General features: G+C 33.3%; 9 protein-coding genes. 7 read left to right on the top strand and 2 right to left on the bottom strand.

Annotated features, from left to right (window positions below):
- Positions 1–139 precede the first annotated feature (139 nt).
- Positions 140–4,279, top strand: coding sequence for an S-layer homology domain-containing protein (locus tag C820_RS14335; protein WP_251855603.1), 4,140 nt, complete (start codon positions 140–142; stop codon positions 4,277–4,279).
- 347 nt (positions 4,280–4,626) lie between these two features.
- Here C820_RS14335 and C820_RS14330 read toward each other — a convergent pair whose 3' ends face one another.
- Entirely contained in the window at positions 4,627–5,553 is a 927-nt protein-coding gene (locus C820_RS14330; protein ID WP_004036508.1) for a type II CAAX endopeptidase family protein, read from the bottom strand.
- Positions 5,554–5,741: 188 nt separating this feature from the next.
- Between C820_RS14330 and C820_RS14325 the strand changes: the two genes are divergently transcribed.
- From C820_RS14325 to C820_RS14315, 3 genes are all read left to right on the top strand, one after another.
- Positions 5,742–6,737, top strand: coding sequence for an AAA family ATPase (locus tag C820_RS14325; protein WP_004036514.1), 996 nt, complete (start codon positions 5,742–5,744; stop codon positions 6,735–6,737).
- Positions 6,721–7,587 carry a DUF58 domain-containing protein gene (locus tag C820_RS14320; RefSeq protein WP_004036515.1) on the top strand — a complete coding sequence of 289 codons (867 nt, stop codon included), beginning with the start codon at positions 6,721–6,723 and terminating at the stop codon, positions 7,585–7,587. Before C820_RS14325 ends, C820_RS14320 begins: the two co-directional genes overlap by 17 nt.
- A 92-nt stretch (positions 7,588–7,679) precedes the next feature.
- On the top strand, positions 7,680–8,426 hold the full coding sequence (locus C820_RS14315) for a hypothetical protein (RefSeq protein ID WP_004036517.1): 747 nt from the start codon (positions 7,680–7,682) through the stop codon (positions 8,424–8,426).
- 115 nt (positions 8,427–8,541) lie between these two features.
- Here the strand turns inward: C820_RS14315 and C820_RS14310 are convergent, their stop codons facing one another.
- Entirely contained in the window at positions 8,542–8,862 is a 321-nt protein-coding gene (locus tag C820_RS14310; protein WP_004036519.1) for a hypothetical protein, read from the bottom strand.
- A gap of 203 nt (positions 8,863–9,065) precedes the next feature.
- On the opposite strand from C820_RS14310, the gene pheA reads away from it, so the two are divergent.
- Genes pheA through C820_RS14295 form a run of 3 tightly spaced genes read left to right on the top strand, consistent with a single transcriptional unit; the run spans position 9,066 to position 12,213 of the window.
- A complete protein-coding gene (gene pheA, locus C820_RS14305; RefSeq protein WP_004036520.1) occupies positions 9,066–9,893 on the top strand; it encodes a prephenate dehydratase in 828 nt (275 codons plus the stop codon).
- A 17-nt stretch (positions 9,894–9,910) separates the two neighbouring features.
- Positions 9,911–10,210, top strand: coding sequence for a MazG-like family protein (locus C820_RS14300; RefSeq protein WP_004036523.1), 300 nt, complete (start codon positions 9,911–9,913; stop codon positions 10,208–10,210).
- Between the two features lie 26 nt (positions 10,211–10,236).
- Complete coding sequence (locus tag C820_RS14295; RefSeq protein WP_004036525.1) at positions 10,237–12,213, top strand: DHH family phosphoesterase; 1,977 nt, start codon at positions 10,237–10,239, stop codon at positions 12,211–12,213.
- Positions 12,214–12,215: the final 2 nt, after the last annotated feature.

Genomic DNA, 12,215 nt, shown 5'->3' with positions numbered 1-12,215 from the left:
TTTTTAAAAAGGTATACCTTTTGGGACAAATTAATATTATAGATTTTTAGGCAACAAATGGGAAGGTGGAGCTTCTGAAAAAAATGAGAGAGCCTCGTTCCGAAATTAATTTTACATATTGTAAGGAGGAATTTTAGAAATGAAGAAGTATCAAGCAGTAGCATTTTTGCTGTCAACAGCTATGACAGTAAGCAGTGTAGCTCCTGTATTTGGAGCATCTAATGACATTTTTGGCCACTGGGCAGAGTTTACAATTACAAAATGGCAAAATGAGGGTAGAATTGGCGGTTATGAAGACGGCACATTCAAACCAGACAGAGCAATTACAAGAGCAGAGTTTGTAAGATTGTTAAATAGTGCAGCACCAACAGCATTTACTTCTAGTGCATCTATTAACTTTAGCGATGTAAAAGAAAGTGATTGGTTCTATGCTGATGTAGCAAAAGCAGTAGGTGGTAGAGTAGCAAGTGGTTTCGAAGATGGTACATTCAGACCAGGCGAAACAGTAACAAGAATGCAAGCAGCAGTATTTATTTGCAATGCAAAAGGTTTAACATCAAATGAAGCAGCAGCAAATAACTTTACAGATGCAGCACAAATTCCAGCATGGGCAAAAGGTGCAGTAGGAGCAGCAGTTGCAGCAGGTTACTTAAGCGGTTACCCTGATGGTAGCTTTGGTGGTAGCAAAGGCATGACAAGAGCAGAAGCTGTTTCTACATTAGATAGAGTATTAGGTGGCGGCAGCACAACAACTACACCATCAGGTGAAATTGACACAACTGATAGAGATAACACTAGCACAGAAGACAACAGAACAGCTGACGCTGGTAACATGGTATGGACTAGCGGCGGTGGCGGCGGCGGAAGCAGCAAAGGTTCTAGCTCTTCCAGCTCTAGCGACAAAGACAAAAAAACACACAATGTAACTATTCGTTCTCAATCTGATGCAGATGACTACGAAGGTAAAACATTGACAGGTACTACAACAATTTATCCAGACAACGGCTTGAAATTAAATGACATTAGATTTAAAGGTGATGTTGATATTAAAGTACAAAGCGATGCAGTAGTAGCAAGTGCTTATGCTGATAGTGATGTGGCAGTAGCTGCAGCATATACTGCAAAAATCAACATTTTCTTTGAAGGAAAAACAAGTGTAAGTGGTATTATTACAGTAGTAGAAAACAATGTCCCAAGTTCTCAAGTAGTAATCACAACAAGCACTCCAAGAAAATTAGCTGCAACTGTTGTAGCGAAATTTGCAACTGCAATCAAAAACTTTACTATAGACAGTGCTGAAGCAACTGCTCCATTGGAAGTAGCAGAAGGTGCAAGTGTAGGCACAGTGGAATTAGGTAAAGAGGCAAGCCTTGAAGTTGCAGAAAATGCAGAAGGCGTTAACAAAGTGAATGTAACAGGCGATGCAAAAAACATCGTATTGAATGGCGAAGGTAGCACAGACATCGCTGTAAGAAATGGTGCAAGCTTAGAAAATGTAGAAGTAAATGGTAGTGTAGAAGCAAGTGTTGCTGTAAACGGAAACGCTACAGTGGACAATGTAAAAGTAAGCGATAGTGCAAGTGCTGACGTTGCTGTAAAAGATAGTGCTACAGTAGGAAAAGTAGAACTTTCTGACACAGCTACAGCTAAAGTAGATGTTGCTGCAGATGCTAAAGTGGATACAATTACATCTACATCTACAGCTAAAGGCTCAGAAGTTACAGGTGAAGGTACTGTAAATAAAATTGAAGCTACAGACAAGAGTACTATAGATACTTCTAATTCTGGTGATAATATCCCTGATGTATCTGATAAACCAGTTGAACCTGATACACCTGTAACACCAGATGAACCAGGCACAGAAGCAAGCGTAACAAGTGTAACAGTAACAGCTAGCAAAGAAACAGGTGCAGTAGCAGGTGATAAAATTACATTTACAGCAAAAGTAGTTGCTACAGAAGGCACAGCTACAACAGTAACATGGGCTGTAACAGATAAAGCTGGTGCAGCAGTAGATGCTGAAAATTATACAGTTGATGAAACAGCAGGTACATTAACATTAACAATACCAGAAGGTGCAGTAGCAGGTGATGAATTTACAGCAACAGCTACATCTACAGTAGATAAAACAAAATCTGGTAGTGCAAAAGTAGCAGTTGGAGAAGGTAGTGGAGAAGTAGATGGCGTTACATCTGTAACAGTAACAGCATCTTCAAACAGCATTTTAGCAAATGGAACAACTGCAGTAACATTTGATGCAGAGGTAGTAGTAACAGGTGGTGCAGCAGATACAGTAAATTGGACAGCAGTAGCAGTAGACGCACAAGGTGCAACAGTAGACGAAGGTAATACTACATACAAATTTGATACAACAACAACTCCTACATTAACAGTAGCACAAGACTCAACAGTTGCTAAAGTAACAGTAACAGCTACATCAACAGTAGATGATACAAAATTTGGTAGTGCAGAAGTAACTGTAACAGCAGCAGCAAGTACAGAAGATATTACAGCAGCAAAAGGAGCACTTGCAACAGTAACAACAGAAGAAATTTCAGCAGCTGATGCAAAAGATGAAGCTAAAGTAGTGGAAGCTATTGAAACAGCAGCACTTGCAGCAGTTAATGACGCAGTAACAGATAAAACTGGTTGGGAAGTAGTATTTACAGCAACAAACTTCCCAGCAGAAGGTTTAGCAGCAGGTGGCGATGCAACAGTAAATGGTACATTCAACTTGAAAAAAGGTGGAGAAACAGTTACAGATGGAGCAGCAGTTGCGTCAGAAGCAACAGTTCCAGTAGCAGCTGTAATAGAAGTACAGAGTGTTGAGATTTCAGCACCTGGAGTAAATGCCAATGCAGGAACAATAGAAGCAGGAAAAGAATTACAATTTACAGCAACATTAACACCAGCAGAACCTACAGATAAAACTGTAACATGGACAGCAAAAGATGCTCAAGGTAATCCTATTGCTGGCGTTGAAATTTCAGAAGAAGGTTTATTGACTGTAGCTAACACAGTAGCAAAAGATACTGCAATTACAGTAAAAGCTACAGCAGCAAATGGTGGTTCTGCTAAAGAAAGTAATGCAGTAACAATTACTGTAACAGCAGCAAAACCAGCAGCACTTCAAGCAACAAATACAAGCTTTACATTTACAAGTGCTAGTGATACAGAAGCAACATACACAGTAACAGGAGCAGTAGATGGTGCAACATATAAAGTATATGATGCAGCTACAGCTGGAAGTGAAGTAAGTGGTGCAACAGCAGAAGTAGCAAGTGGAACATTAACATTGACAGTACCAACAGCAAATCAAGCAGGCACATTTTATATAGCAACTGTAGTTGGTGACCAAGAAAGTGAAACACGTTTAGCAGTAACAACAGTAGCTTTTGGAACACAGAAACCAGCAGTACTTGAAACAGAAAATGCAAGCTTTACATTTACAAGTGCTAGTGATACAGAAGCAACATACACAGTAACAGGAGCAGTGGATGGTGCAACATATAAAGTATATGATGCAGCTACAGCTGGAAGTGAAGTAAGTGGTGCAACAGCAGAAGTAGCAAGTGGAACATTAACATTGACAGTACCAACAGCAAATCAAGCAGGCACATTTTATATAGCAACTGTAGTTGGTGACCAAGAAAGTGAAACACGTTTAGCAGTAACAACAGTAGCTTTTGGAACACAGAAACCAGCAGTACTTGAAACAGAAAATGCAAGCTTTACATTTACAAGTGCTAGTGATACAGAAGCAACATACACAGTAACAGGAGCAGTAGATGGTGCAACATACAAAGTATATGATGCAGCTACAGCTGGAAGTGAAGTAAGTGGTGCAACAGCAGAAGTAGCAAGTGGAACATTAACATTGACAGTACCAACAGCAAATCAAGCAGGCACATTTTATATAGCAACTGTAGTTGGTGACCAAGAAAGTGAAACACGTTTAGCAGTAACAACAGTAGCTTTTGAAACACAGAAACCAGCAGTACTTGAAACAGAAAATGCAAGCTTTACATTTACAAGTGCTAGTGATACAGAAGCAACATACACAGTAACAGGAGCAGTAGATGGTGCAACATACAAAGTATATGATGCAGCTACAGCTGGAAGTGAAGTAAGTGGTGCAACAGCAGAAGTAGCAAGTGGAACATTAACATTGACAGTACCAACAGCAAATCAAGCAGGCACATTTTATATAGCAACTGTAGTTGGTGACCAAGAAAGTGAAACACGTTTAGCAGTAACAACAGTAGCTTTTACACAATAATAAACGAATAATAAAGCCATACTGTAATGGCTCGTGTCCAAACGGTGAAACATTGATACAAAAGTCCTTAATAAAAAATAAACGTTGATATAAAGTAATAGATTTTGCCCTATAATATAAATCTATGAACGCTAAAAGCATTTGCATTGTCCCGAAGCAAATGCTACAAAAAAAGGGTATATTGCCCTATTGCTGCTCCCTGCATTGTCAACAGGGAGAGGGCAATTACTCATTTTTTAAACTCTGTTCTTATTGAATTAAGAACAGAGTTTTTTATATACAAAAAAAGAGAGAACTTTTTCATTTTTGAAAAATTCTCTCTTAATTTATTATGTAGTACTCTATTATTAAAATAAAAGTGGTGTGACCGCTGCAATGACATATATCGCTATTGTGGCATAGAAAAATAAATCGTATGGCGTTTCTTTACATTTTCTATTAGGACGGTACGCCGGAAAGCCTTGCTCTGTTAGTACAGATGGTGCAGTATTTGTTTTGCAGAAAATCCATAAAAATCCTATAAAAAATGGCAGAGAAAATAAAAAAAGCGTTATGATGGAATGAAACTCTCCTTTTGGTGTGAGTAAATCCAATATCGCCGATAGTGTCCCCTGCTTTTTTAAACGTGTTAGTATTGTGGTGTATATTGTTTGACTGCCATTTATAACAAAATGTGCTAGTATAGAGGAATATATGCTATCTGTACGATATACCAGAAAACAAAAAAATATCCCTATGACAAATGTGTATGCCATTTGCTGTAAATCCATGTGCATGAGTGCAAAATAAAATCCTGTGATACAACACGCCTTTTTTAAACGCAAATTGCGAAAATTATAAAATACTACCCCTCTGAAAAAAAATTCCTCACATATGGCTGGTACTATAGCTAGTGATATTAAAAGCAGTATAATGTTGGAATTACTATTTGCAGTTAATGTTGCTGAAACGTTATTTTTAAACAAAAATGATGATAAAAATGATAGTAGTGCCATAGCTGGCTGTATTGTGATGGCTATAAAAGTAATCAGTATAATGTTTTTAATACTGATGCGGTTGAGTCTAAGTATTTGTTTTGGAGAGGATTTTGTAAAATATAAATAGAGTACTGTGGGTAGCAAAAAAAGTATTACTTGAAATAATGCTAGCTGACATAATGTAGAAAGGTGAAGTGTATTCGCTACTGGCTCCCACACAAATGTCCAAAATAATAGGTTTAAAAACATAAATAATACTGTGAAATTTGTTGATGTTGTTCTATCCATACTATCCATAAATATTTTCCTTTCTATTATTTTAAAAAACTATCATATTATGATACTACAAAATGATGTAAAAGAAAAGTATTTTATTTCTGAAAAATTTCTGTCAATTTTATAAAAAAATGATTACGGTTTTGGCAGAACATTGACGGAAATAAAAAGCCATTTTATAATGTATAAAAAAGAAAAGAGGGACTATAATGGAAGCAGATGAAATAAAAATAAAAGAGTTTAAACAAAAATTTGAAAAAATAGAAAATGAAATTAGTAATGTGATTGTGGGACAAAAAAGTTTGATAAGAAATGTGTTGACTGCTATGATAGCTGGTGGCAATGTACTTTTGGAAGGTTTGCCTGGATTGGGTAAAACGCAACTTGTAAAAACAATAGGAAAAGTGCTTGATTTGGAATTTTCAAGAATACAGTTTACACCTGATTTAATGCCCGCAGATGTGACTGGTACAAGTATATTAACAAAAGATAATGAAGGAAATAATATATTACAGTTTCAAAAAGGTGCGATATTTACAAATTTATTGCTTGCAGATGAAATTAACAGAGCTACCCCTAAAACACAAAGTGCTTTATTAGAAGCTATGCAGGAAAAAACAGTTACAGCAGGTAGAACTACTTATATTTTGCCAAAACCTTTTTTTGTACTTGCTACACAAAATCCTCTCGAAATGGAAGGAACATATGCTTTACCAGAAGCACAAATGGATAGATTTTTGTTTCAATTAAATGTGGACTTTCCAAATAAAGAAGAACTCTATGAAATTGTAACAATGACAACTGGTACAGAACAAAAACAAGCACAAAAAGTTTGTAGTGGTGAGGAAATTTTAGAATTGAGAGAAATTGCTCAGCAAGTTCCTGTCGCAAAAGCAGTTGCAGAGTATGCTATGGATTTGGTATTACACAGTCACCCTGAACAAGCTCTTGCACCAGAACAAGTTAAAAAATATGTGCGTTATGGTTCTAGTCCTCGTGGAGCACAAGCGATTATTACCACAGCGAGAATATACGCCCTTTTGGACAGTAGATATCATGTTGCTTATAAAGATATTAACGAGGTAGCAAAACCTGTGCTTAGACACAGAATATTTTTAAATTTTGAGGGCATCGCAGAGGGCATGACAGCAGATAATATTGTAGAAATTTTATTAAATGAGGGCGAAAATGGAAAATCTGAATGATGTTTTTACAAAGCAATATTTTACAAAATTAGAAGCACTTTGTTTAAATATGAAACAAAAATTAGGTGTAGACGGTTATAATGGTGCTAGAAAAGCAAAAGCACAAGGTAATTCTCTTGAATTTTCGGATTATAGAGAGTATGCTATGGGAGATGATTTGAGAAGAATTGACTGGAACAGTTATGCACGTTTTGAAAAGCTATATATGAAAGTGTTTTTGGAGGAAAAACAGGCTACTATCAATTTATTTTTAGACAGTAGTAACTCTATGTCAGAAAGTAAAAAAGCATTGTACAGCAAGGCTTTAATGGCTTCTATAGCATATGTTGCACTAAAAAATATGGATAAAGTCAATTTGTATTGTTGGGGAGATGGTTTACAACAAAAAAAATTGAATACACAATCTTACCATCGTTTTGCAGAAGTAATTCAGTTTTTAAATCAAATACAACAAAATGGACAAACTTCTTTTACCAAAACAATAAAAGAATGTGCAGCTCTGCATTTGGGCAGAGGTGTTTCATTTGTATTTTCTGACCTTTTGACAGAAGATAATTGGAAAGAAGCTATAAAACTGCTACAATATCAAAAACAGGAAGTAGTGCTTGTATGGGTGCTTTCTAGAGAGGATATTTTTCCTGAACAAAGGGGTAGTATAAGATTGGTAGATAAAGAAACTTCTGAGGCGAGAGATTTGGAATTGACAGAGCAAATGTTGAAAGATTATCAAAAAGCAGTAGAAAGTTATGAAGTGGAAATAAAAGAATTTTGTAAAAAAAGAGGAATTGTTTTTGTAAAAGCAGTGAATGATATGCCTTTGCTCAAAGTGCTTCATACAATATTGAAATAGTAAATTTTTTGAATATAAAAACTCTCACCTTTTTTATGATATAGGTGAGAGTATATTATTTTTACTGATATATCATAGAAAAGGAGTAAAATATGTCAAATAAAAAATGTATTCCCATAAAAAAGAATTTGATAAGTTATATGTCAAAATACTTTGCAGATTTTTTGTTTGTAGGAAATCACAGCAATTTTTATGCTTTTCGTCGTGAGAATGAATGTGAAATTTATGATTATATTATTATTCAAAAAGAATTTTTTGATGGGATACTATCTGTTATCATTACAGAAGTTTCAAGTTGTTATAACAAAAATTATAGAGCAATACCTCATTTTACTGTAGGCTATGATACAGACATAGCAACACTTATAACAGCAAAAAATACTTATAATACTGCTACTGGTTGGCATAATATTGAAAGTAAAGCAGAACAATTAAATGATTTATTTGAATTAATAAAAAAAGACATTGATAACTATGTAATGGATTATTTTGAGAAATGCCATAAAAAAATAAATTCTGATAAATATATGACAGTTATGAATTGCTATGTTCAGGCTCAGTTTAAAATGTTGTGTGATAATGAAATAAATTCAATAAAACAATATTTAGTAGATGTAAATAAGGCATATTCTGCATATAGAAAAATGTGTAAAAAGACTGGTGCAATAGAAACTATAGAATATTTTGATATTATTCCAGTACACACTATAGTGCAAAAATGGCTAGTAGACATTCAAAAAGCATTAAATGATTGCTATTTATCAAAAAGCATTAAAATGCAGATGATAAAAAATATAACAGTACTATTTAGAGATAATTTTAATTTTTATCATCTATAATAATATACAAATTAATAAAACATATGGGAGTAGATAAACGTTAAATAAGGAGAGTTTTTCACTTATAAAAAGTTTCTCTATGTTTTTAGCTTCACTTCGGTTGTCACTAGATATTTTAGACACTCCCATACATTTCATATATTTTTCTAATTTTTTCAATATCTGAAGGACATGAAAAATCAAACATTGGCCATAAAATAATGTCTTCTATATTTTCCCAGTCTGTTTTAAGGCATATACCATCTATTAATTCTGAATGGTATAGTTCATCTAAATTTTTATATCTCATTTCTCCACTACCACTTTTTTGAAATGTAACATAGTCTTTATATTTTGTAATCCTATACATAATACTATTGTTTTTGAAATATACTTCAAATTCTGGTTCATCACTAAACATATAAAATAATTCTTTAAATACATCATAGGTAATCATATTATATACTTCCTTAAAATTCTTTTTATTTATTATATTGATAAAAATAATTATAACATAGTCGCTGATATTGTTCAATTTGTTTTATAATATTACTATAATTATACTGTAAAGAAGGCTTTCTTTTCATACTTGAGATAACATACGGAATATGGTAAAATACAATATAATGCAAACATAACACAAAAGTGAGGTGAAACAACATGAAAATAGGCTATTTAGGACCAGATGGTACATTCAGTCAGCAAGCAGTGCTTTTATATCAAAAGACAGTAACAGATAAAACTACACTGTTACAATATAATAATATTTATGCTGCATTAGAAGGCGTTATCAAAAACGAAATTGAAGAATGTGTTGTACCTTTAGAAAATTCTATTGAAGGTACTGTTACTAGCACAATAGATTTATTGATATTTACACCAGAACTTTATATAAAAGGAGAAATAATCATACCTGTTTGGGAAGATTTTTTAGTAAAAAAAGAATATAATGGAGAAAAAATTACAAAAATACTTTCTCATCCTCAAGCGTTGAGCCAGTGTACTGGTTTTTTGAGAAAATATTTTCCAGATGTTTTATTACAGGCAACAAACTCTACAGCAGAAGCTGCTAAAATGGTAGCAGAAAGTAAAGAGTGTATTGCAAGCCTTTCTCCAAAGCAGTCAGCAAAAGTATATCAATTAAAAGCACTTTATGAAGGAGTGCAAGACGATGACCAAAATAAAACAAGATTTGTTGTAGTGTCCAAGCAAAAGCCAAAACAACAAGCAAAAGGTAAAAAAACCTCTATTGTGTTTACAACAGGACATAAACCAGGTGATTTATATCGTATATTAGATATTATATCTATATGGGATATTAACATGACAAAAATAGAGTCTCGTCCTATGAAACATCAGCTAGGTACTTATATTTTTTTTGTAGATTTAGAAACAGAAGTGCAGGAAGATTTAGATGCAGCATTAAAAATGATTGCAAGAAAAACAACATATTTCAAATTTTTAGGCTCTTATATGGTGTTAAAATAGAGAGGAGGGTTTAAAAAATGGAAATTGCAAAAAATATTAAAATGATAGATACTTTACAATGTCAATTATTAAGCTTTGTTTCACAATTATTTTTGTCTATGCAAAACAATGATATTACAACGGCAGAAAGGGCAGAAATATTGGCAAACATAGAAGTTATATTATATTTGCTATCCGATAAATTGGGGGTTTCTTCTAAAACATTGGACCAAAAAGCAATTAGCAGAATAAAAGTGGGACTATTGAAAGAAGAAAATAGTGAAGAATGGAAGGCATCTCTTTTGGGAATACTGCACCATTTAGACAACAGAAAATAATATTCTGCTATAGGGGGAGTTTGATTTTGAAACAAAATAGTAACTATAAAAAATGGCAAGTTGTTTTTTCTTTGCTATGCTTGTTAATTGCTGTGTTTGTGCATTCAGCAAAAATAAAATATGATATAGATATACTTTTTTTTATTGTAATAATACATTGTATTATAATGATATTAGCAGGATATTTGTATAATAAAAAAAGTAGAAAAGTAGAACAAATTGCTATACAAAAAAATGATGTAAATTTAGAATTGCCGAGTCAGCTTCCTTTACCATACGCTGTAATAGATACACAAAAAAAATTACTTTTTTATAATACTATGTTTGAACAAATATTTGGAGGAAAAGCTTTAAAAGGAAATCAAAAAATATTTCGAAAATTGTTTCCTTATTATGATATAAAAGAACAAAAGCAATCTGTTTGTTTTAAGGGAAGAACATTTGATATTTACACTAGTTTTTGTGAAATAAATGAACAAGCAGAAAATGATACTATCAATACAGCATTACTTTGTTTTGTAGAAACAACACAATATCAAAATTTGGAAACAACATTAGAAGAACAAAAAACAGTAGTATCACTTCTTTTTTTGGATAATTATGAGGAAGTTATAGAAACACTTGATGAAAGTAAATTGCCTATATTAACAGCATTGATAGATAGAAAACTGAATAGTTTTGCATCTAGTGTAGAAGGTATTATTAAAAAGTTTGAAAAAGATAGATATATTTTTGTTTTTTCACAAAAACAATTAGAAATATTAAAAGAAAAAAAATTTGAATTATTAAACCAAATTAGAGAAATTACAGTAGGAGAACATATTCCTGTTACGATTAGTATGGGGATAGGAGTAGATGGCAAAAATTTAGAAATAGCAATGAAAAGTGCAAAAGCAGCAGTTGCATTGGCATTAGGTAGAGGGGGCGACCAAGTACTCATAAAAGAAGGAGAAAAATATTTATTTTATGGTGGAAAGAGCGGAGAAATCAGCCATAATGCTCGTATTAGAGCAAGAGTAAAAGCAGATGCACTTTGGGAAATGATAGGTGAAACAAATGATGTATTTGTAATGGGACATAAAAAGGCAGATTTAGACTCTATAGGGGCCTGTATGGGCATTTATACTATAGCACAAACAATAGAAAAGCCTTGTTATATAGTACTTGATGAGGTTTCAGAAGGCATAAAAAGACTATATGAGCGTTTAGAAGAAACAGAAGAATATAAAACTGTATTTATTACACAACAACAAGCAATAGAAAAAGCAAATGAACAATCACTTGTAGTAGTAGTAGATACACATAGACCAATTATGACAATTTGTCCTCAGTTGTTGGACATTTCTAAAAAAATTGTAGTGTTTGACCATCATAGAAAGAGTACAGATTTTATAGATAATGCAGTATTAATTTATCATGAACCATATGCCTCTTCTACTTGTGAATTGATAACAGAAATGATACAATACTTTGGAGAGAAAATAAAATTGAAGCCATTACAGGCAGATGCTTTATTAGCGGGCATTACAGTAGATACTAAAAATTTTTGTGCGAAAACAGGTGCAATTACATTTGAAGCAGCAGCATTTTTAAGAAGACATGGTGCGGATAGTACTCGTGTTAGATTGCTTTTTCAAAATGATATGGCATCTTATCAAGCAAAAGCATCTGCTGTAAAAGATGCAAAAATGATTTATAAAGATATGGCTTTTTCTGTCTGCCCTTCTAATGTAGAAAATTCTGTATTGACGGCAGCTATGGCAGCAGACGATTTGTTGAATATTGTTGGAGTAAAAGCATCATTTGTATGTTGCTTTTTAGAAGAAGTGGTGTATATCAGTGCTAGAAGTTTTGGAGAAATCAATGTACAAATGATTATGGAAAAACTAGGCGGTGGTGGCCATATGACAATATCAGGAGCACAGCTTTCTCATTGTACTATAGAGCAAGCAGAACAGAAATTAAAAGAAGCTATTGAAAGTTATTTAAAGGAGGATACTTAATT

This window comes from Clostridium sp. MD294, from assembly GCF_000364165.2.
GTDB lineage: Bacteria > Bacillota > Clostridia > Lachnospirales > Anaerotignaceae > Coprocola.
Note: the sequence above shows the minus strand (reverse complement) of the source record. Positions and strands in the feature narration are given on the sequence as shown.

What these genes read in the sequence shown, in the direction of transcription:
- C820_RS14335 (WP_251855603.1), top strand. Translation starts at nt 140, where the DNA reads ATGAAGAAGTATCAAGCAGTAGCATTTTTGCTGTCAACAGCTATGACA.
- C820_RS14330 (WP_004036508.1), bottom strand. Translation starts at nt 5,553, where the DNA reads ATGGATAGTATGGATAGAACAACATCAACAAATTTCACAGTATTATTT.
- C820_RS14325 (WP_004036514.1), top strand. Translation starts at nt 5,742, where the DNA reads ATGGAAGCAGATGAAATAAAAATAAAAGAGTTTAAACAAAAATTTGAA.
- C820_RS14320 (WP_004036515.1), top strand. Translation starts at nt 6,721, where the DNA reads ATGGAAAATCTGAATGATGTTTTTACAAAGCAATATTTTACAAAATTA.
- C820_RS14315 (WP_004036517.1), top strand. Translation starts at nt 7,680, where the DNA reads ATGTCAAATAAAAAATGTATTCCCATAAAAAAGAATTTGATAAGTTAT.
- C820_RS14310 (WP_004036519.1), bottom strand. Translation starts at nt 8,862, where the DNA reads ATGATTACCTATGATGTATTTAAAGAATTATTTTATATGTTTAGTGAT.
- pheA (WP_004036520.1), top strand. Translation starts at nt 9,066, where the DNA reads ATGAAAATAGGCTATTTAGGACCAGATGGTACATTCAGTCAGCAAGCA.
- C820_RS14300 (WP_004036523.1), top strand. Translation starts at nt 9,911, where the DNA reads ATGGAAATTGCAAAAAATATTAAAATGATAGATACTTTACAATGTCAA.